Source organism: Streptomyces sp. NPDC048461 (assembly GCF_055587105.1).
Window position 1 is genome coordinate 1 of the sequence record NZ_JBVJGW010000030.1, and the last position, 21,599, is coordinate 21,599.

Annotated in this window: 13 protein-coding genes; 12 read left to right on the forward strand and 1 reads right to left on the reverse strand. The window is 75.9% G+C overall.

The features are described from left to right. Positions 1–196 precede the first annotated feature (196 nt). The 11 genes from ACZ6S8_RS33695 to ACZ6S8_RS33745 all read left to right on the forward strand — a co-directional run bounded on the left by ACZ6S8_RS33695 (position 197) and on the right by ACZ6S8_RS33745 (position 20,927). Positions 197–5,485 (forward strand): condensation domain-containing protein, encoded by a 5,289-nt coding sequence (locus ACZ6S8_RS33695; protein WP_469461441.1) that lies wholly within the window; start codon positions 197–199, stop codon positions 5,483–5,485. A gap of 380 nt (positions 5,486–5,865) precedes the next feature. Beyond that, positions 5,866–13,014, forward strand: a complete 7,149-nt coding sequence (locus ACZ6S8_RS33700) for an amino acid adenylation domain-containing protein (RefSeq protein WP_469461443.1) — start codon at positions 5,866–5,868, stop codon at positions 13,012–13,014. Further along, positions 13,011–13,217 (forward strand): MbtH family protein, encoded by a 207-nt coding sequence (locus ACZ6S8_RS33705; RefSeq protein ID WP_469461444.1) that lies wholly within the window; start codon positions 13,011–13,013, stop codon positions 13,215–13,217. The genes ACZ6S8_RS33700 and ACZ6S8_RS33705 overlap by 4 nt, the downstream gene beginning before the upstream one ends. A 168-nt stretch (positions 13,218–13,385) precedes the next feature. After that, positions 13,386–13,802 carry a cobalamin B12-binding domain-containing protein gene (locus tag ACZ6S8_RS33710; RefSeq protein WP_469461445.1) on the forward strand — a complete coding sequence of 139 codons (417 nt, stop codon included), beginning with the start codon at positions 13,386–13,388 and terminating at the stop codon, positions 13,800–13,802. Further along, positions 13,799–15,199 carry a methylaspartate mutase gene (locus ACZ6S8_RS33715; RefSeq protein WP_469461447.1) on the forward strand — a complete coding sequence of 467 codons (1,401 nt, stop codon included), beginning with the start codon at positions 13,799–13,801 and terminating at the stop codon, positions 15,197–15,199. The genes ACZ6S8_RS33710 and ACZ6S8_RS33715 overlap by 4 nt, the downstream gene beginning before the upstream one ends. A gap of 134 nt (positions 15,200–15,333) precedes the next feature. Then, the gene (locus ACZ6S8_RS33720; RefSeq protein ID WP_469461448.1) at positions 15,334–16,317 is read left to right on the forward strand and encodes an asparagine synthetase A; all 984 of its coding nucleotides are present in this window, start codon (positions 15,334–15,336) and stop codon (positions 16,315–16,317) included. After that, the gene (locus ACZ6S8_RS33725) at positions 16,314–17,636 is read left to right on the forward strand and encodes a glutamate synthase-related protein (protein ID WP_469461449.1); all 1,323 of its coding nucleotides are present in this window, start codon (positions 16,314–16,316) and stop codon (positions 17,634–17,636) included. Before ACZ6S8_RS33720 ends, ACZ6S8_RS33725 begins: the two co-directional genes overlap by 4 nt. A 413-nt stretch (positions 17,637–18,049) precedes the next feature. Further along, complete coding sequence (locus ACZ6S8_RS33730) at positions 18,050–18,238, forward strand: hypothetical protein (RefSeq protein WP_469461451.1); 189 nt, start codon at positions 18,050–18,052, stop codon at positions 18,236–18,238. A 58-nt stretch (positions 18,239–18,296) separates the two neighbouring features. Then, entirely contained in the window at positions 18,297–19,586 is a 1,290-nt protein-coding gene (locus ACZ6S8_RS33735; RefSeq protein ID WP_469461452.1) for an MFS transporter, read from the forward strand. A 10-nt stretch (positions 19,587–19,596) separates the two neighbouring features. After that, entirely contained in the window at positions 19,597–20,337 is a 741-nt protein-coding gene (locus ACZ6S8_RS33740; protein ID WP_469461454.1) for a 4'-phosphopantetheinyl transferase family protein, read from the forward strand. Between the two features lie 101 nt (positions 20,338–20,438). Continuing rightward, positions 20,439–20,927: a beta-class carbonic anhydrase gene (locus ACZ6S8_RS33745; protein ID WP_469461456.1), complete on the forward strand. Its 489-nt coding sequence runs from the start codon at positions 20,439–20,441 to the stop codon at positions 20,925–20,927. 42 nt (positions 20,928–20,969) lie between these two features. Here the strand turns inward: ACZ6S8_RS33745 and ACZ6S8_RS33750 are convergent, their stop codons facing one another. Further along, positions 20,970–21,149: a DUF6480 family protein gene (locus tag ACZ6S8_RS33750; protein ID WP_469461458.1), complete on the reverse strand. Its 180-nt coding sequence runs from the start codon at positions 21,147–21,149 to the stop codon at positions 20,970–20,972. Positions 21,150–21,438: 289 nt separating this feature from the next. Between ACZ6S8_RS33750 and ACZ6S8_RS33755 the strand changes: the two genes are divergently transcribed. Beyond that, positions 21,439–21,594 (forward strand): DUF6131 family protein, encoded by a 156-nt coding sequence (locus ACZ6S8_RS33755; protein ID WP_351280811.1) that lies wholly within the window; start codon positions 21,439–21,441, stop codon positions 21,592–21,594. Positions 21,595–21,599 lie beyond the last annotated feature (5 nt).

Below are 21,599 nucleotides of genomic sequence, written 5' to 3' on the forward strand. Positions count from 1 at the left end.
CAGGGGATTGCGGATCGGAGCGGCCGCACCACGCTGTGCACCCGCGCATCACCCCGGGAAGGCTAGCGAGCCGAACGCCTCCCGACCATGCCGCCTCGGCCCCCCCCCCCCCCCCCCCCCCCCCCCCCCCCCCCCCCCGCCGGGCCCCCCCCCCCCCCCCCCCCCCCGCGCCAGGACAGTTAGGACCGTCACGGACATGACCGAGATCCCGTTGTCGTTCGCCCAGCGCCGGCTGTGGTTCCTGGGCCGGCTGCACGGCCCGTCGGCCGCGTACAACGCCCCCGTGGTGCTGCACCTGGACGGGGAGCCCGACGCCGGAGCCCTCCGCGAGGCGCTGGCCGACGTGGTGGAGCGGCACGAGGTGCTGCGCACCGTCCTGCCGGCCGGGCCCGACGCCGAGCCGTACCAGCGGGTGCTGGCCGCGGCCGCCGTCCCCGGGCTGACCAGCGCGGTGTGCGCGCCGGGCGAAGTGGACGCGGCCGTCACCGCGTTCACCCGGCAGGCGATCGACATCACCGCCGAGCCGCCCCTGCGGGCCCGGCTGTTGCTCCCGGGTGACGGGACCTCGGTACTGGTACTGCTGATCCACCACGTCGCCACCGACGGCTGGTCCGTACGCCCCCTGCTGCGCGACCTGTCCCTGGCGTACACGGCCCGGCTGTCGGGCCGGGCCCCGGAGCAGGAGCCGCTGCCGGTCCAGTACGCGGACTACGGCGTGTGGCAGCACGAGCTGCTGGGCGACCCCGCCGACCCGGAGAGCCTGGCGCACGAGCAGACCGAGCACTGGCGGGGCGTCCTGGCCGGGGCCCCGGCCCTGATCGGCCTGCCCGCCGACCGGCCGCGCCCCGCGGAGCCCTCGGGCCGGGGGGCCACCGTGACGGCCCGGCTGGACGCGGCGGGCCACCGCGGGCTGCTCGCCCTGGCCCGGGGCCGGCGGGCCAGCCTGACGATGGCGGCCCGGGCCGCGCTGGCGGCGGCGCTGTCCGCCGCCGGGGCCGGCGAGGACGTGGTGATCGGGGCGCCGGTCGCGGGCCGGCCCGACGAGGACCTGTACGACCTGGTCGGGTTCTTCGTCAACTCCCTGGCGCTGCGCACCGACCTGTCGGGCGACCCGGCGGTCGGGGAGCTGCTGGACCGGGTCCGGGAGGCGGACCTCGCGGCGTACGAGCACCAGGAGCTCCCCTTCGACCTGCTGGTGGAGCGGCTCGCGCCGGAACGGGCCCTGGGGCACCACCCTTTCTTCCAGGTGATGCTGACCGTGGACGCGGGCAGCGGGCCGGCCGCGCCGGTGGAGCTGGGCGGCGGGATCGGCGGCCGGCTCGCGGACGTGGGGCTCGACGCCGCCAAGTTCGACCTGACCTGGTACTGCGCGGAACGGCACACCCCGCAGGGGCGGCCGGACGGGATCGACATCGCCCTCCAGTACGCGGTGGACCTCTTCGACGAGGCGACGGCGCGGCTCCTGCTGGAGGTGTACGTACGAGCCCTGGCGGGCTTCGCCGGCGGCCCGGAACGGCGGCTCGGCGAACTCGCGCTGGTGACCGCGGAGGAAGCGCGCGGGCTCGCCGGGCGCCGGGCGGCCGTACCGGTCGGGGCCGGAACCGCCCCGGAGGCCGCCGGGCCCGTCCGGCGGGACGTCCTGTCGCCGCGCGAGGAGATCCTGTGCGGGCTGTTCGCGGAGGTGCTGAACCGCGAGACGGTCGCCCCGGACGCCAACTTCTTCAAGTCGGGCGGGCATTCGCTGCTGGCCGGGAAGCTCGTCAACCGGATCCGGGGCGCGCTCGGGCTGGAGCTGGGCATGCGCGACCTGTTCCTGGCCCCGACGCCGACCGCCCTGCACCGGCGCCTCTCCGCCGCACCGGGCGGCGCGGCGACGGCCCGGCCGGCGCTGGCGCCCGCGGCGCCGCGACCCCCGCTGCTGCCCCTGTCGGCGGCGCAACGCGCCCTGTGGCTCCTGGACCGGATCGAGGGTCCGTCGGCCACCTACAACGCCCCCCTCGTGCTGCGGCTGGAGCGGGAGCCGGACCGGGCGGCGCTCACCCGGGCGCTGGCGGACGTGGCGGAGCGGCACGAGGTGCTGCGCACGGTGTACGGGGCCGAGGGCGGCGAACCGTACCAGCGGGTGCTGCCCGCGGCCGGGGAACCGCTGGAGGTGGAAGCGTGCGCCCCGGACGCCCTGGAGTCGCTGGTCTCCCGATTCGCCCGGGAGCCCTTCGACCTCGCCGCCCGGCCGCCGCTGCGGGCCCGGCTGTTCCTGCCGGGTGACGGCGGCTGCGTCCTGACGTTGCTGGTGCACCACATCGCGACCGACGGCTGGTCGATCGCGCCGCTGCTGCGGGACCTGGACGAGGCGTACGCGGCCCGGTGCGCGGGCCGCGCGCCGCAGTGGCGGGCGCTGCCGGTGCAGTACGCGGACTACGCCCTGTGGCAGCGCGACCTGCTGGCGGACCCGGACCGGCTGCTGGGGTTCTGGCGGACGGCGCTGGAGGGAATGCCGGCCCGGACGGCGCTGCCCGCGGACCGGCCGCGCCCCGCCGAGCCCTCGGGTCGGGCGGTGACGGTGTCGGCGGACCTCGACGCGGTCGCGCACCGGGCGCTGCTCGGGCTGGCCCGCGGCCGGCGCGCCAGCCTGTTCATGGTGGCGCGGGCGGCCCTGTCCGCGGCCCTGTCGGCGACCGGCGCCGGGCAGGACCTGGCCATCGGCACCCCGGTGGCGGGCCGCCCCGACCAGGACCTGCACGATCTCGTGGGCTGCTTCGTCAACTCCCTCGTGCTGCGCACCGACCTGTCCGGCGACCCGGAGGTCGGGCGGCTCGTCGAACGGGTGCGGGACGCCGACCTGGCCGCCTTCGACCACCAGGACCTGCCCTTCGACGTCCTGGTGGAGAAGCTCGGCGAACCGGGACGTGCCCTGGGCGAGCACCCGTTCTTCCAGGTGATGCTGACCGTGCAGGAGGCGGCCGACGACCGGATGCGCCTCGGCGGCATCCCCGGGCGGGCCACCAGCACGGACCTGGGCGCCGCGAAGTTCGACCTCGCCTTCCACTGCGCCGAGCGGCGGGGCGCGGACGGCGGCCCGGACGGGCTGGACGTGCACGTGCAGTACGCCGAGGACCTGTTCGACGGGGAGACGGCGCGGCTGCTGCTGGAGGTGTACGTACGGGCGCTGCGCGCCTTCGCGGACTCCCCCGGGGCCCGGCTGGGCGAACTGGCGCTGGTGACGGGAGAGCAGGAGCAGGAGCTGGCCCGGCGCCGGGAGCGCCGCGAGCAGCTCGCGGCCGCGGGGGCCGCCGCGGCGGCGCAGGCGCCGGCGGGGTCGGCCGCGGCCGGGCTCTCGCCGCGGGAGGAGATCCTGTGCGGGCTGTTCGCACAGGCGCTGGGGCGGGAGCGGATGGCCGCCGACGCCAACTTCTTCAAGTCCGGCGGGCATTCGCTGCTGGCCAGCAAGCTCGTCAACCGGATCCGGAGCGTGCTCGGCGTGGAGGCCGGCATCCGGGACCTGTTCCTGGCTCCGACGGCGACGGCCCTGCACCGGCGGCTGGGAACGGCCTCCGCGGATTCCCGGCCCGCGCTGACGGCAGTGCCGCGGCGGCCCGAGCGGCTGCCGGTGTCGTACGCGCAGCGCCGGCTGTGGTTCGTCGACCAGCTGGAGGGGCCCTCCCCCGCGTACAACATCGCGTTGGTGCGGCAGCTGGACCGGCCGCTGGACCCGGCCGTGCTCACCGAGGCGCTGGCGGACGTCGCGGAGCGGCACGAGGTGCTGCGCACGGTGTACGGGACCGAGGGCGGCGAACCGTACCAGCGGGTGCTGGAGCGCGCCCGGCCGCAGCTGGAGCTGGCCCGCCCGGACGACGTGGCGGCGGCCGTGGACGAGGCGGCCCGGCACGTCTTCGACCTGACGCGGGACCTGCCGCTGCGGGCCTGGCTGTTCCTGCCGGACGGCGGGGGCCCGCAGACGCTGGTCCTGCTGCTGCACCACATCGCGGCCGACGGCTGGTCCACCGGGACCCTGCTCGCCGACCTGTCCGAGGCCTACGGGACCCGGCGGGACGGGCACGCGCCCGGCTGGCAGCCGCTGCCGGTGCAGTACGCCGACTACACGCTGTGGCAGCGCGAGCTCCTCGCCGGGTCCGGTCCCGAACTGGACTTCTGGCAGCGGACGCTGACGGGGCTGGCGCCCCTGATCGACCTGCCGACGGACCGGCACCGGCCGGCCGAGCCCTCGGGGCGCGGCGCGCTGACGGGGTTCGCGGTGTCCCCGGAGGCGCACCGGCGCCTGGTCCGGATCGCGCACGCGCAGGGGGCCACCCTGTTCATGGTGGTGCAGGCGGCGCTGGCCGCGGCCCTGACGCGGGTCGGCGCGGGCACGGACCTCGCGCTGGGCACCACGGTGGCCGGGCGGGGCGACGACGCCCTGTCGGGGCTGGTGGGCTTCTTCGTGAACACCCTGGTCCTGCGCACCGACACGGGCGGGGACCCGACGTTCGAGGAGCTCGTGGGAAGGGTCCGGGAGGCCGATCTGGCGGCGTACGCGCACCAGGACCTGCCGTTCGACCGGCTGGTGGAGCACCTCAACCCGCACCGGTCCGCGGCCCACCACCCGCTGGTGCAGGTGATGCTCCAGGTGAACCCGGCGGACGGGGCCGGGACCTGCGCGGGACCGCTGGCGGGTACGGAGCTCCCGTACGGGTCGGACACGGCCAAGGCGGACCTGACGTTCGCCCTGACGGAACGCGCGGACGGCGGCCTGTCCGGGGTGCTGGAGTACGCCACCGACCTGTACGGGGAGGCCGGCGCACAGCGGCTGGCCGGGCTCCTGGTCGCGGCGCTGGAGCTGTTCGCCGCCGACCCGGGGCAGCGCGTCGGCGACCTGCCGGCGCCCGCCGACCGGCGGGGCGGACGTCCGGTCGTCGGCGGCTACCGGATCGACCTCGACCACGTCGCGGCGGTCCTGGCGGAGCACCCGGCGGTGGGCCGGGCCCGGGCCCGGGTGGTGGACGGCCGGCTGGTCGCCGAGGTGCTGAACCGGCCGACGGTGGCCGGGGAGGCCGGGGTGGCGGCCCTGCAGGAGTGGGCGGCCGAGCGGCTGCCGGAGTACGCGGTCCCGTCGTCGGTGCGGCTGCTGTCGGGAGCGCCGTCCGCCCCGGAGCCCGCCGCGCCGCCCGAGGCCTCCGCCGCCGGCTCCCGTGGGGACGACGCGTTGGCGGCGGCCGTGCTGCGGCTGTTCGCGGAGGTGCTGGAGCGGGGCCGGCTCGGCCCGGACGACAACTTCTTCAAGTCCGGCGGGCATTCGCTGCTGGCGGTGCGGCTGGTGAACCGGGTCAAGGCGGAACTGGGCCGCGAGCTCACCCTGCGCGAGGTGTTCCGCCACCCGACCCCGGCCCGGCTGGCGGCGCTCCTGGCGTCGGCGGCCCCGACGCCGCCGACGCCTCCCCCGGCGCTGCGCCGCCGTACGCGCGCGGGCTCCCGGGTCCGCCAGCCGTAGGCGGCCCCCGCCGGCTCCTGACGGGGAGAACCGGGGTGCCGCCGGGCCCTGCCGGGTACCGCCGGGGTCCTGGCCGGTACTGCCCGGGCCCCGCCGAGTACCGATCGGGCCCCGCCGGGCCGGAGGCCGTCCGTCCCGCGTCACCGCGGGGCGGACGGCCTTTTCGCGTCCGCGCCCCCGGACGGGCGGGTGCCCCCGGACCCGGGCCCCGTCGCGCCCGCCTCCCCCGCGCGCCCGCCTCCCCCGCGGCGGCAGCCGGGTGCGGCAGCCGGGTGCGGCGGAAGCTGCCGCGGGGACTGCCGACCGGTGCCGGGCCGGGTGCCTAGCGTGTGGGTCACGGAGTCCCCTCCGCACCCCACCCCTCGCCTGGAGGCCCCGCGATGCCCTCGACCGCCCCCACCGCCTCCGCCGTCCTGGACGGCGGCCCGGCGATCACCCCGGCGCCCCGCGTGCTCGACCGGATCGACGCACGGGTCGCCGCCGGTCCCGAGCGGACCGCGCTGGTCGACGGTGAGCGGAGGATGACGTACGGCCAGCTGGCCCTCGCCGTGGCGTTCCGGGCCGAGGAGCTGGCGGCCGAGGGGGCGGGCCCCGGCCGGCTGGTGGCCGTGTACCGGCCGCGCGGGATCGACGCGGTCGTGGGGCTGCTGGCCGCCCTGCGGACCGGCGCCGCCTACCTTCCGCTGGACCCGGCCGCTCCGGCCTCCCGTACGGCGGCGATCCTGGCCGACTGCGCCGGACAGGACGTGCGGCCGGTGGCCGGCGAGTTCGTGCTCCCCGGGCCCGGTGTGCCGGCGGACACCGCGTACGTCATCTACACCTCCGGTTCCACCGGCACCCCGAACGGCGTGGCCGTCGGGCAGGACGCGCTCGCCCACTTCGCGGCCGGCGCGACCGTCCGCTACGGGATCACGGCCGAGGACCGGGTCCTGCAGTTCGCCCCCCTGCACTTCGACGCGAGCGTCGAGGAGGTCTTCCTGACCCTGGGCGCCGGCGCCGCGCTGATCCTGCGCGACGAGGAGATGCTGGACGTGCCCGGCCTGCTGGCGGGATGCGCCGCGCACGGGGTGACCGTACTGGACCTGCCCACCGCCTACTGGCACGAGCTGGCGCACGCGCTCTCGGCCGGCGTCGCCGAACTCCCGGACTCCGTCCGCACGGTGGTCATCGGCGGCGAGGCCGCGCTGCCGGAACGGGTGGCGCAGTGGTGCCGGGCCGTGGACCCCGACCGGGTGCGGCTGCTGAACACGTACGGGCCGACCGAGGCCACCGTCGTCGCGACCGTCGCCGACCTGTCCCGGCACCCTGGCGGCCCGGTGCCCATCGGCGAGCCGCTGCCGGGGGTGCGGGCCGCCGTGGTCGACGGCGAACTCTGGCTGCTCGGCGGGGGCCTGGCCCTGGGCTACCTCGGGCGGCCCGAGCTGACCGGGCGGCGCTTCTCGGCGCTGGGCCCGGAGCGCGCGTACCGGACCGGCGACGTGGTGTTCGTACGGCCCGACGGGCAGCTGGGCTTCCGGGGGCGCGCCGACGACGAAGTCAAGATCAACGGCCACCGGGTGGACCCCGCCTCCGTGGAGTCCGTGCTCACCGCGCACCCCGGGGTCCGCGAGGCGGCCGTGGTGCCCCTGGAGACCCCGGACGGGACGAAGCGGCTGGCCGCCTTCGTGGTCGCCGACGACGGCGTCGGTGCCGATGAGCTGCGGGCCCGCGCCCGGGCCGAACTGCCCGCCGCCGCCGTGCCGTCCACCGTGACCCTGCTGGCCGCGCTGCCCCGCACCTCCTCCGGCAAGATCGACCGCAAGCTGCTGCGCGCGCCCGTCCGGGCGGCCGCCGCCGACGCGGTCTTCGACGGTTCGGTGCTGCCGGCCGAGGACCGGATCCCGCTGTCCTTCGCGCAGCGCCGGCTGTGGTTCCTGGCCGGGCTGGAGGGCCCGTCGACCACCTACAACCTGCCGCTCATCCTGCGCCTGGACGCGGTCCCGGACCGGGCCGCGCTGGCCGCCGCCCTCGCCGACGTCGTGGACCGGCACGAGGTGCTGCGCACCGTGTACCCGGCCGTGGACGCGGAGCCGTACCAGCACGTCCTGGCGGCGCCCCCGGTCCCGCTGCCGGTGCAGGAGTGCCGGCCGGACGAACTCGACTCCCTGGTGGCCGAGTTCACCGCGGGCACCTTCGACCTGGCCGTCCAGCTCCCGATCCGGGCCCGGCTGTTCACGACCGGGGACGGCAGCGCCACCCTCGCGCTGCTCACCCACCACATCGCCACCGACGGCTGGTCGGTGGGCCCGCTGCTGCGCGACCTGGGCGAGGCGTACGCGGCCCGGCTGGCCGGCGGGGCACCCGACTGGGAGCCGCTGCCGGTCCAGTACGCCGACTACACGCTGTGGCAGCACGAGCTCCTGGAACGTCCGGACGCCCCGCTCGACCACTGGCGGGCGGCCCTGGAGGGGATGCCGACCGTACTGGACCTGCCCGCCGACCGGCCGCGGCCCGCCGAGCCGACCGGGCGGGGGGACAGCCTGACCGCCACGCTGGACGCGGAGGCGTTCGGCCGGCTCGCCGCCCTCGCCGAGGAGCGCGGGGCCAGCCTCCTGATGGTGCTCCAGCCGGCCCTCGCGCAGGCGCTGGCCGCCGTCGGCGCCGGAACGGACATCGCGATCGGCACCCCGGTCGCGGGGCGCGGGGACGAGGCCCTGGACGGCCTGGTCGGCTTCTTCGTGAACACCCTCGTGCTGCGCACCGACGTGTCCGGCGACGCCCCGTACGCGGAGCTGGTGGACCGGGCCCGGGACGCCGACCTGGCCGCGTACGCCCACCAGGAGCTGCCGTTCGACCTGCTGGTGGAGCACCTGGCCCCGGAGCGCGCGCTCGCCGTCAACCCGTTCTTCCAGGTGATGCTGACCGCGCAGGAGCAGGAGGACGGCGGGGCCCTCTCCCTCGGCGGCGGACTCACCGGGCGCTTCGCCGAAACCGGCCTGGAGGCGGCCAAGTTCGACCTGAGCGCCTCGTGCGTGGTCCTGCCCGGAGGCGGGCTGGAGGTGTGGTGGCAGTACGCGGTGGACCTCTTCGACCGGGACACCGCGCAGCTGCTGCTGGACGTGTTCGTACGCGCCCTCGTGCGGGCGGCGGCCGACCCCGGCGGGCCGCCCTCCGCACGGCCCCTGCTCGGCGAGGCGGAACGGGCGGGGATCGCGGAGCGCAGGGCCCGCCTCGCCGCGGCCCGCGAGGCGGCGGCCTCGGCGGCCGCGGCCGCGCCGCCCGCACCGCGCTCCCCGGCCGAGGACGTGCTGCGCACCCTGTTCGCCGAGGTGATCGGCATCGACCGGGTGGGGCCGGACGACAACTTCTTCTCGGTCGGCGGCCATTCCATGATGGGCGTGCGGCTGGTGAACCGGATCCGGGCCGTGCTCGGCCTGGAGGCGCGCATCCGCGACCTGTTCCTCGCCCCGACTCCGGCCGGGCTGGCCGTCCGGCTGACGCGGGACGGCGCCGCGTCCGGGCGGGCCGCGCTGGTCCCGGTCCCGCCGTCGGAGCGGCCGGAGCCGGTTCCGCTGTCGTACGCGCAGCGGCGGCTGTGGTTCGTCGACCAGCTGGAGGGTCCGAGCCGTTCCTACACCATCCCCTTCGCGCTGCGCCTGGACCGTCCGCTGGACCCGGCCGTGCTGGCCGAGGCCCTCGCCGACGTCGCCGACCGGCACGAGGTGCTGCGCACCGTGTACCCGGCGGTCGACGGGCAGCCGTACCAGCGGGTGCTGGACGCGGCGCGGCCGGTGCTGGAGCGGGTCACGACCGGCCCGGACCGGATCGACGCGGCCGTGGACGCGGCGGCCGGGCACGTCTTCGACCTGTCGGCGGAACTGCCCTTCCGGGCGGCGCTGATCGATGTCGCGGACGCCGCCGGCGCCCGGGACGCGGCGGCTGCCGACGCGGGCGCAGCGGAGGCGGGCGCCCCGGCCACGGACGGGGGCGGCGGGCAGGTGCTGGTGCTGCTCGTGCACCACATCGCCGCCGACGGCTGGTCCACGGGGCCGCTGCTGGCCGATCTGGCGACCGCCTACGGGGCCAGGCTGGACGGCCGCGCCCCCGGCTGGCGGCCGCTGCCCGTGCAGTACACCGACTACACCCTGTGGGAACGGGCCGCCCTCGACGGCGAGGCCGCCGCCGGACACATCGCCTTCTGGAAGCGGACGCTGGCCGACGCGCCCCCGGTGCTCTCGCTCACCGCCGCCCGCACCCGGCCCGCCGAGGCCTCGCACCGGGGCGCCGCGACCCCGCTGGACCTGGACGCCGCCACGCACGCCCGGCTGGAGCGCCTGGCGCTGGACCACGGCGCGACCCTGTTCATGGTGGTGCAGGCGGCCCTGGCGGCCACCCTGACCCGGCACGGCGCCGGTACCGACCTGCCGCTGGGCACGGTGACCGCCGGGCGGGACGACGAGGCCCTGGACGACCTGGTCGGCTTCTTCGTGAACACCCTGGCCCTGCGCTGCGACACCTCCGGCGACCCCCGGTTCGACGAACTCCTGGAGCGGGTGCGGGACACCGACCTCGCCGCGTACGCCCATCAGGACCTCCCGTTCGACCTGGTCGTGGAGCAGCTCAACCCGGTTCGCTCCACCGCCCACCACCCGCTGGTCCAGGCCGTGGTCCAGGTCCACCCGGCCGAACCGCAGACTCCGCCGGGGACGGCCCTGGCGGGAACCCCGCTCGGCTCGGCGTCGGGGTTCACGAAGTTCGACCTGACCGTGTCGCTACGCGAGTCGCGGTCCGCGGACGGGGCCCCGGCCGGGCTGGCCGGCGTACTGGAGTACGCGACGGACCTCTACGACGGGGCGACCGCCGCGCAGCTGGCCGCGCACCTGGCGCGCACCCTGCGGGCGGTGGCCGAGGACCCCGGTCAGCGCATCGGGGACATCCGGCTCCTCTCCGCGGAGGAGGAGTTCCGCCTGGTCACCGAGTACAACGACACGGCGACGCCGCGGGCCGGGTGCGGGCTGGTGCACGAGCGGTTCGCCGCGCAGGCCCGCCGCACCCCGGGCCGGATCGCCGTGTCGTACGAGGAGGAGACGCTCACCTACGCGGCGCTGGACGGCCGGGCCAACGCCCTCGCCCACCGGCTGCTCGCGGCGGGCGTGGGCCGGGACGGGGCCGTGGGCGTCCTGATGGACCGGACCCCGCAGCTGCTGGTGTCCCTGCTGGCGGTGCTCAAGTGCGGGGCCGCGTACGTGCCGCTGGACCCGCGGCTGCCCGACACCCGGGTCCGCATGATCATGGAGGACGTGGCGGCGGAGGTCCTGCTGACGCAGCGCGAGCACCTCGGCAAGGAGGCGGTGCGCCGGGAGGAGCTGGCCGGGGTCCGCGTGCTGGCCGTGGACGCGCCGGAGACGGGAGGGGCGCTGCCCGACCTCTCGGATCCGGGGGTCGCCGTCGGCGAGGACGCCCTGACGTACGTGATGTTCACCTCCGGCTCCACCGGCCGGCCCAAGGGCGTCGGCGTCACCCACCGCAACGTGGTGGAGCTGGTGACGGACCGCTGCTGGAACCGGACCCACCACCGCAGGATGCTGGTCCACTCGGCGATCGGCTTCGACGCCTCGACGTACGAGCTGTGGGTGCCGCTGCTGAACGGCGGCGGGCTGGTCATCGCGCCGGGGGACGGCACCGACGTCGCCGAGCTCGACCACACCATCCGCACCTACGACGTCAGCGCCGCCTACTTCACCATGGGCCTCTTCCACATCATGGCGGACGAGGGCCTGGACACCCTCAAGCTCCTCGACGAGGTGTGGACCGGCGGCGACGTCGCCTCCCCCAGCGCCCTCCAACGGGTCCTGGACCACTGCCCCGACACGGTCCTGGTGCACTCCTACGGGCCCACCGAGACCACCTTCGCCTCCCACCAGCAGCGCATCCCGGCGGGGCAGCGCACGCTCCCCGGCGTCTACCTGGGCGCGGCCCTGGACAACACCCGGGTGCACGTCCTGGACGCGCGGCTGCGGCCGGTGCCGATCGGGGTGGCCGGCGAGATGTACATCGCCGGGACCCAGGTGGCGCGCGGCTACCTCGGCCGGCCGGGGCTGACCGCCGAGCGGTTCGTCGCCGACCCGTTCGGCGCGGACGGCGGCCGGATGTACCGTACCGGCGACCTGGTGCACTGGACCCCGGACGGTGAACTGCGGTTCATCGGGCGGGCCGACGGCCAGATCAAGCTCCGCGGCTTCCGGATCGAGCCCGGGGAGATCGAGGAGACCCTGGCCCGCCATCCGGGCGTCGGCCAGGTCGCGGTGGTCGTCTTCGAGGACGGCCCGGGCGGCAAGCGGCTGGTCGCGTACGCCGTACCGCGCGCCGGCCACGGCCTGACCGGCGAGGAGCTGCTGCGCTGGGCGGCGGGCGAACTCCCCGAGCACATGGTGCCGTCGGCGGCGGTGCTGCTCGACACGATCCCGCTGACGGTGAACGGCAAACCGGACCGCAAGGCGCTGCCCGCGCCCGCCGTCGCCGTACGCCCCTCCGGCCGGCCCCCTCGGACGCCGCGCGAGGAGGTCCTGTGCGGGCTGTTCGCCGAGGTCCTGGGCGTGGAAGGGGTCGGCATCGACGACAACTTCTTCGGACTGGGCGGGCATTCGCTCCTCGGAGTGCGCCTGGTCAGCCGGATGCGGACCGTACTGGGCCTGGAGCGCGGGGTGCGCGACCTGTTCCGCACCCCGACGGTCGCGGGCCTGCTGCGCGACGAGCCGACCGGCTTCGACCCGATGGGGGTGCTGCTGCCGCTGAGCACCCGCGGATCGCGGCCGCCCCTGTTCTGCGTGCACCCCGGGACCGGCGTGGGCTGGCCGTACGCGGGCCTGACCCGGCACCTGGGCCCGGACCAGCCGCTGTACGCGATCCAGGCCCGGGCGCTGAGCGAGCTGGGCCACTCCCCCGCGTCGGTCGAGGAGATGGTCGCGGACTACCTGCCGCTGATCCGCGAGGTCCAGCCGCACGGCCCGTACCGCTTCCTGGGCTGGTCCTTCGGCGGCACGGTCGCCCACGCGCTGGCCGTGCGGCTGGCGGAGCTGGGGGAACGCACCGACCTGCTGGCCATGATGGACGTGCACCTGCTGCCCACCGAGCCGGTGCGGCGCCGGATGACCCCGGCGCAGAAGCGGGACATGCTCGTCGGCGACGCCACCGACGAGCCGGCCGACGCCCCCTTCGACGTGGACGCGCTGATCGGCCTGGTGCGCCTGAAGGACCCGGTGCTCGGAGCCTTCTCGGACGCCGAGATCCGCTCCGTGATCGACGCCTCCGTCAACCACGCCGAAATCATGAACCTGTACGCCCCGCGTCCGGTCGCCACCGACATGCTCTTCCTGGCGGCGCTGGAGGACGGGGAAACGGAGAACACCCTCGCACAGCACTGGATTCCCTACGTGGAAGGCCGCGTGGAGAATCACCTCATCGGGGTCCCCCACACGAGAATGGGCGAACCCGAACCGCTTTCCCTGATCGGCCGTATTCTTTCCGAAAAGCTGAGGAGCCTGTCATGACCAATCCTTTCGACGACACCGAGGGCACGTTCCGCGTCGTGGTCAACGCCGAGGGCCAGCACGCCCTGTGGCCCGACTTCGCCGAGGTTCCCGCAGGCTGGGACACCGTCTGGGGTACGGGGACGCGCGCGGACGCCCTCGCGTACGTGGAGCTGAACTGGACGGACATCCGCCCGAAGAGCCTGGTCGCCCAATACGCCTGACCCTTCCGCCCGAATTCCGGAAGCCGTGTCCCGCAGCTGCGGGGCACGGCTTTTTGCATGTCCGGCCGGCGCCCGCGGGAATCCTTTCCTCATTCCGCCATCCTGCCGGTCCGACTGCCCCTCGCCGGGCGCCGGGCTTCCTATATTCTCCGTATGCGAAGAAGGAATGTGAACATCTTGCTGACGGGTACGGCTTCGGATTCCCACACCTGGAATCTCGTCTATCTGCAGCTGCTCCTGGAGGAGCTCGGGCACCCGGTCCGCAATCTGGGTCCCTGTGTCACGGACGAGCTGCTGACCGGAGCCTGCACGGCCGAGGAACCCGGTCTCGTGGTCATCAGCAGTGTGAACGGGCACGGCTACCGGGACGGCCTCAGCGCCGTGCGCGCGCTGCGCGGAGCCGGCTTCACCCTCCCGGTCGTCATCGGCGGCAAGCTCGGCGTGGCCGGCACGGCCGACCCCGAGCAGCGCCGTCGCCTCCTCGACGCCGGCTGCGACGCCGTCTTCGACGACGGCGACGTGGGCGCGCTGCGGACCTTCCTCACCTCGCTCGACGCCGCTGCCGCCGCTCAGGCCGTCGCATGACCGCCGCCACGCTCGCCGCACCGAACGTGGCCCCCCTGCCCGCACCACCGCCCTCCCCGTCCTTCGGTGCGTTCGTCGCCGAGGCCGCCGCCTCCGGGCAGCTCGTCGTGCAGCCCCGCATGGGCTTCGGCGACCCGCGCCGGATGCGGGCGGGGCTGGAGCGCACCAAGTCCGCCGTGGCCACCACCGTCGGCACCCTGACCATCGACAGCTACACCCGGGTCGGGGACCACGCCGCCGCGCGCGCCGCCCTCGCCGAGGGCGTGCCGCTCAACGGCTACCCGATCGCGACCCACTCCGCCGACCTGACCCGGAGGCTCCTGGCGGGCGTGCTGGACGCCGGGTTCCCCGTCCAGGTGCGGCACGGGTCCTCCCGGCCCGAGGCGATCGTCCGGGCTCTCGCCGCCGCCGGACTGGACGCCACCGAGGGCGGACCGGTCTCGTACTGCCTGCCCTACGGGCGCACCCCGCTCGCCGAGTCCGTGGACAACTGGGCGCGCTGCTGCGAGCTGCTGGCCACCCTGGTGCCCGCGGCGCGGACACCGCACCTGGAGAGCTTCGGCGGCTGCATGCTCGGCCAGCTCTGCCCGCCCGGACTGCTGGTGGCGATCAGCCTGCTGGAGGGGATGTTCTTCGTCCGGCACGGCATCCGCAGCGTGTCCCTCAGCTACGCGCAGCAGACCGACCCCGCGCAGGACGCGGAGGCCGTACGGGCGCTGCGCCGGCTGGCCGGCGAGTTCCTGCCCCCGGACGTGGACCGGCACGTCGTCCTCTACACGTACATGGGGGTCTTCCCGCACACCGAACGCGGGGCGACCCGGCTGCTGGAGGCCTCGGCGCGGCTCGCGGTGACGGCCGGGGCGCAGCGGCTGATCGTGAAGACCGCCGCCGAGGCCCACCGGATCCCGACGGTGCTGGAGAACGTACGGGCGCTGGAGACGGCCGCGGCCACCGCGGCGCTCACGGCGCCGCCGGGCGAACCGGCACAGCCGGCGGACAGCGAGGTGTACCGCGAGGCGCGGGCCTTCGTGGAGGCCGTGCTGGAGCTCGGCGAGGACCTGGGCCGGTCCCTGCGGACCGCGTTCGCGCGGGGCGTGCTGGACGTCCCGTACTGCCTGCACCCGGACAACGCGGGGCGCTCGCGCAGCTTCGTGGACGCGGCCGGCCGGCTGCGCTGGTCGGAGACCGGGGCCATGCCGGTGGCTCCGTACGCGCCCCCGGGCGGACGGGCGCTGGCGCCCGTGCGGTCGATGACCTCGGACGGGCTGCTGGTCGCCCTGGGCCGGGTCGCGCGGCGCTACGACGACGGGGCCGGCGACGGAGCCGGCGACGCATCCCGCGCCGGGACCGGCCCGGCCGCCGTTGCCGAAGCCGGCGGCGTGCGGAGTCCGGTGTGAACGGCGCCGCCGTCGCCCCGACGGCCGTGCCCGCTCCCCCTCCGGCCCAATCCCTGCCGGCCCGTCCCCCACCGCTTCCTGCCCCACCGCTCCCTGCTCCACCCCCACCGACCCGCAGACGAACAGGAGCCGACATGGACCTCCCGACCCCTCCCCCGCTGGCCGCACACCTGCGCTCGCCGCAGCTGCGGTCCGCGATGCTCGTCCAGCAGGAAGCCCTGCACGCCGCGCGGGAGTTCCTGCGCGGCGAGGGCTTCGTGGAACTGCTGCCCCCGCTGGTGGGCCCGGTCACCGATCCGGGCGGACGCGGCGCGAAGGCGCTGGACGTCGACTACTACGGACAGCCGTACAAGCTGATGACGAGCGCCATCCTCTACAAGCAGGCCTCGCTGCAGGGCTTTCCGCGCCTCTTCTACATCGCCCCGAACGTCCGGGTGGAGCCGCCGGAGACGGCGGCCACCGGCCGGCACCTGGTGGAGTTCCACCAGATCGACGTGGAACTGGCGGGCGGCAGCCGCGCCGACGTCCAGGAGCTGGCGGCCGGCCTGCTCACCAGCGTGGTCGACCACGTGTGGACGGCCGTTCCCGAGGTGCTGCGCGAACTGGGCCGGGACGAGCTGGACTTCGCGGAGCTGCGGTCGGGGAAGTTCGACTCCTGCACGCACGGAGAGGCGGTGGCGCGGCTGATCGGCCGGGGCCATCCGCAGAGCCCGGACGCGGAGATCGACTGGGCGGGCGAAAAGGTCCTCTCGCTGGAGGCCGACCGCCCCTTCTTCATCAACGACTACCCCAAGGGTTCGCGCGGCTTCTACGACCGCGAGGACCCGGAACGCCCGGGCGTGCTGCGCAACTTCGACCTGATCGCGCACGGCGGCTTCGGCGAGCTGGTCAGCGGAAGCGAGCGCGAGTCCGGCTACGCGGCGATCGTGACCCGGATGCGGGAGAGCGGGGAGAACCCGGCCAAGTACGCCTGGTACCTGGAGATGGCCCGCGAGGGCATCGAGCCCAGCGCCGGCTTCGGGATGGGCCTGCAGCGCCTCGTCCGGTTCCTGACCGGGCTGGACGCGCTCTGGCAGGTCAGCGCCTACCCGAAGCTGCCGGGGGTGATCGCGCCGTGAGCGGGCTGGGTGCTCCGGGGTTCCCGGAGCGGGCGGTACGGGCCCGGGCCCGGGCGGGGACCGCCGAGGTCTTCCCGGCGGCGGACGCCTACGGGGCGGAGCTGTTCGGGGCGGGCGGCGCGCGGGGGCCGGCCGGCGACGGGGGCGCGGACGCGCCCGGCGCGCCGGACGCACTGGACGCGCTGCGGATCGCGCCGCCGGTCTTCATGCCGCGGCGGCTGGAGAAACTGATCGACCTGGGCCGCGAGCCCTCGTACGAGGACGTCGACCTGCACACCTCGGTCGGCGGCTTCGCCGCCCGGCTCCCGCTGTACCTGTCCGCGTTCGGGTCCACCCGGGCCGGCAGCGGGGACCTCGGGGTGGCGGCGGGCCGGCAGGCGGCCCGGCTCGGCATCCCGATGGTGATCGGCGAGAACATGGTGCCGGTGCACGGGTACGCCCGGGGCGGCGCGGACGGCGCCTCCCGCTCGGCGCTGCTGGAGCGCGTCGCGGCGTACGCGGAGGCCGTCCCGGACGGCACCGGCGGAGTCGTGGTCCAGCAGTCCACCGAGGACGCCGACTCCGAGGTGTGGAACCTCCTCTACAGCGACCCGGGGACCCGGGCGCTGCGGGACTCGGGACGGCTGGGCTTCGAGCTGAAGGTGGGCCAGGGCGCCAAGCCCGGGCTCGGCGGGATGACGGTGGTGGGCGCGGCCGAAGCGGACCGGCTGGCCGGCCGGTTCGCCGTACGGGACCTGCTGGGCGACGGGGCGGGGCGGCAGTTGCGCTGCGCGACGCCGGGCACGTTCACCGAGGAGATCGTCCGCCAGCAGCTGCGGTTCATGCGGAACAACTTCCCGCTGGCCCGCACCTGGGTGAAGTTCCACCCGGGCCGGGACATCGCGCGGGCCGCCGCGACCGCGTGGGCGGCGGGCGCCGACGCGGTCACGGTCGACGGCGCCGAGGGCGGCACCGGCTGGGCACCCCGGGTGTTCCTGGACCAGGTCGGGCTGCCGCTCGGGGAGTGCCTGCGCCGGATCGGCCGGCCGGGCGGGGACCTCCTCGCCACGGGGCGGATCTGGGAGGGCGGCCGCGCGGTACGGGCGCTCGCGCTCGGCGCGACGGCGGTGGGCCTGGGCCGGGCGGCGCTGCTGGCGGTGGACGAGGACGGCGAGGAGGGCCTGGTCCGCCTGGCGGACGCGCTGGCGCTGGAACTGCGGCTGCTGGTCAGCGCGGTCGGAAAGTACCGGGTCGCCGACCTGGACCCCGCGGACCTCTGGTCCCCGGACGCCCCGGTCCACGCGACGCCCGCGTCGGTCCCCCTCGGAAACCCGGCATGAACGCCCCGCGCCCCACCCCCGGCGCCCTCACCGACCGGCCCGCCCCGGGCACCCCGGACGGCACCGCGGAACCCACGCCGGGGAGGCCCGGTCCGGCAAGCGTCCCGGTCGGCGGTCATCGGCTCGACCGGCAGGCCGGACGGGAACCCACCCCGGCTTCCCGTCCGGCCCCCGCGGTCGGGTTGTCCGGCCCGGCGCCCGGCGCGCCTCCCGCACCGGGGCAGTACGACCCCGGCGCGGGCGGGGCGGCCCCGTCGGCCGTTCCGGGCCGGCCGGGCGGCCCGTGGGCCGCCGCCCCGCGCGGTGCCGGGCGGCGGGTCGGGCGGCGCGGGCCCGGCGGGCGCCGGGGACACGCCGCCTGCGTGCGCGGGCGGTTCCGGCTCTCGGAGGTCCCGGGGGTCACCGTGGGCCCCGTGCCCGGGACCGGCTCCGCCGCCGTGGCGGCCACGGCCGCGTACCGCGCCCTCGGCTCGGCCGGCCTCGGCCATCTCGGCGGCCGCCTGGAACTGCGCACCACCGGCGCCACCCCCCGGAGTTCCGACCTGGCGCGCGCCGCCCGCCGGGCCGTCGCCGCCGCCCTGGCCGGCCCCCACCACGTCTGACCCGCCCGGCGAATTGCCCCTCCCTCACCCCTCAGCCCTCGCAGAGAACAGGTGCACCATGGACACCCCCGCACAGCAGGCCGAACAACCGCAGGTCCCGAAGCCGCAGGCACAGGCTCCGGTCCAGTGGGGCCGGGTCGGCTCCCTCGTCGGCGGCCAGGCCGCCGTTCAGCTCGGCAGCTTCGCCCTGCTCATCGCCATGAACTGGACCGCCGTCGAACTCGGCGGCACCCGCGCGGTCACCCTGCTGATGCTCGCGGCGACCGTGCCCCGCGCCCTCATGCTGATCTTCGGCGGGGCCGTGGCCGACACCCTCGGCCCGCGCTTCGTCCTCCTGCGGACCACCGCCGCCCGCGTCGTCCTGCTCGCCGTCGGAGCCGTCGTCACCGCGACCTCGCACGAGCTGTGGCCGCTGGTGGTGATCGCCCTCGTCGAGGGCGTGCTCCTCGGACTGGCCGGACCGGCCTCGGGCGTCCTGCTGCCGATGTTCGCCCGCGGCGACCAACTGGCCCGTGCGAACTCCCTCTACGCCATGGTCCTGCGCGTCGCGCCCATCCTCGGCGCACCCGCCGGAGCCTTCCTGATCACCGTCGGCGAACTGTGGCTGGCCATGGTCGCCGGCGCCGTCACCGGCGCGATCTGGCTCGGCTGCCTGCTGCACGTCACCCACGGGTTCGTCCGCCCGAAGCCGGAGCCCGGCGTCTCCCTGGTCAAGCGGTCGGGCGACGGGTTCCGGCTGCTGGCCCGCAACCCCCGCCTGCGCTGGATGTTCATCGCCGCCCTCTGCCTGGACCTGGCCTTCAGCTGGCCCGCCGAGGTGGCGCTTCCCCTGCTGGTGTCCGAGCGCGGCTGGGGCGTGGGCGCCGTGGGCATCGTGCTGGCCGCGTTCAGCGTGGGCGCCCTCGGCTCCAGCGCGGTCGGCGCAGCGATGGCCCACCGCATCCCGATGTTCGTACGCCTCGTGGTCACCGGGGTCGGCCTCGCCGCCGGAATCCTGGTGATGGCCCTGATGCCGTCCGTGGCCTCCCTCACCGCCGTCGCCGCCGGGGTCGGCCTGCTGTCCGGGCTCAACGGGCCCGCCATCGTGACCCTTTACCAGCAGTCCGCCCCCGAGGACCGGATGGGCGCGGCCATGTCCACCCTCTCCCTGGCCGGCATCGGCACCGCGCCCATCTCCATCGCCGTCTTCAGCTCGCTCTCCCTGGTGCTGGGTGTCCAGACCACCTGGCTGCTGTGCGGTGCGATCGCCTTCGTCTCGCCGCTGGCCGCGGTCATCGCCCTGCGCCACCCCGCGCGGGTCGAGGAGCCGGCGCCGGTGGAGCAGCTCCCCGTCCCCGCGGCCGTCTGAGGAGGATCCGATGACGCTGGTCACACGGCAACTCCTGCTACCGGAAAGGCTGTCGGACCCGGGACCGGCGCGGGCCGTCCTGGTGGCCGCGAGCCCGCAGCTGTGGCTCGTGGACACCACCGACTACCGGGTGCACGCCGCCCGGCACGCCCCGGGCACGCTGGACGCGCAGGAACTGGCCCGCGCCGCCGAGTTCGTACGGGCGGCCGACCGCGACTCGTACGTCTGCGCGCACGTCGCGCTGCGCAGGCTGCTGGGTGCGTACCTGGGCCTCGCCCCGCGCGAGGTCACCGTCGAACGGGCCCCGTGCGCCCACTGCGACGAACCGCACGGCCGGCCCGTGCTCCCGGGCGGCGCCCTGCACTTCTCGCTCTCGCACTGCGCCGGAATCAGTCTGCTGGCGTTCGCGTCCGCCCCGGTCGGGGTGGACGTGGAGGAGCTGGTGGCGCCGCGCACGATCCCGGAGCTGTCCGACGTACTGCACCCGAGGGAGGCCGCCGAACTGGCGGTCCTCCCCGCCGGGGAGCGCTCGCCCGCCTTCACCCGCGTGTGGACGCGCAAGGAGGCCTACCTCAAGGGCCTGGGGGTCGGCCTGTCGGAGAACCCCGCCGCGGACTACGTCGGTTCGGGTCCCGACCCGGCCGCCCTGCCGGGCTGGACCCTGACGGACGTCCTGGTCCCGGAGGGCCACTGCGCGGCCCTCGCCCTGCGGTCCGCGCCGGACCGCGGGCCGGGAGACGGGCCGGTGTGATGCGGGAGTGTTGCGGTCGCGTGGCGGGGCGGAGGGGAGCCCTCCGGGTGGCCTGACCCGTCACTAGCCTGGCCGCAACGCCAACGAGAGAGCGAGGCGGCATGTCCGTCACCGATGAGTACCTCGCCAACAACAAGGCCTACGCGGCGTCCTTCACCGGCCCGCTCCCCCTTCCACCCTCCCGGCAGGTCGCCGTCGTCGCCTGCATGGACGCCCGGCTCGACGTGTACGGCGCACTCGGCCTGCGGCCCGGTGAGGCGCACGTGATCCGTAACGCCGGCGGGGTCGTCACCGAGGACGAGATCCGCTCGCTGGCCATCAGCCAGCGCCTCCTGGGTACGAGGGAGATAATCCTCATCCACCACACCGACTGCGGCATGGTGACCTTCACCGACGACGCGTTCAAACAGCAGGTCACGGAAGACACCGGCATCCGCCCGCCCTGGTCCGCCGAGGCGTTCACGGACCCGCACGAGGACGTGCGGCAGTCCGTGCGGCGCATCGCGGCGAGCCCGTTCGTCCCGCACACGGACGCGGTCCGCGGCTTCGTCTTCGACGTCGCCACGGGCCTGCTGGACGAGGTGCGCTGACGCGCCGCGCCCGCTCCGCCCCGGACGGGGACCCCGGCCGGATCAGAAGCCCGCGATCCGGGCGGCGAAGAACCCCGCGAAGAGGACGGCGCCGAGCACGATGAGCGCCAGCAGGAACCGGGGGTGCTCCCACAGGCCCCCGTCGGGCCGCTCCTGGTGGGCCTCGGCGATGGAGCCCTCGGCCGGGGGCGTCTCGCCCGGCGGGATCAGGTGTGCGCTCATGGTGCCCTCCTGTGGTCCCCCCGGATCGGGCGCCCGCCGCCTTCCGGCGGCCGCTGCTCTCCAGTATGGGAGCCTCCGGGGACGCGGGCGGCGCGCACCGCTCGTGCAGCGCTTTCGTGCGGCGCCCTCCCGCGCCGTCCGGGTCCGCGCGGGCCCCGTGCGCGGCAGCCGCACGCGGTGTCCGGGCCGTACGGGGCAGGTCCCGCACGCCGGATCCGGCCGGGGGCCCCTCGCAGGCATGGCGTCGCCGGGACGGGGCAGAAGCCGATCGCGAGATGGGAGAAAAAACATGATCGCACTCGGAATCGTCCTGTTGATCATCGGCTGGCTCCTCGGCATCTCCATCCTCTGGACCCTCGGGATCATCCTGGTGGTCATCGGTGCCGTCCTGTGGATCATGGGGTCCGTCGGTCACGCGGTCGGCGGGAGGCGTCACTATTGGTAGTCGTC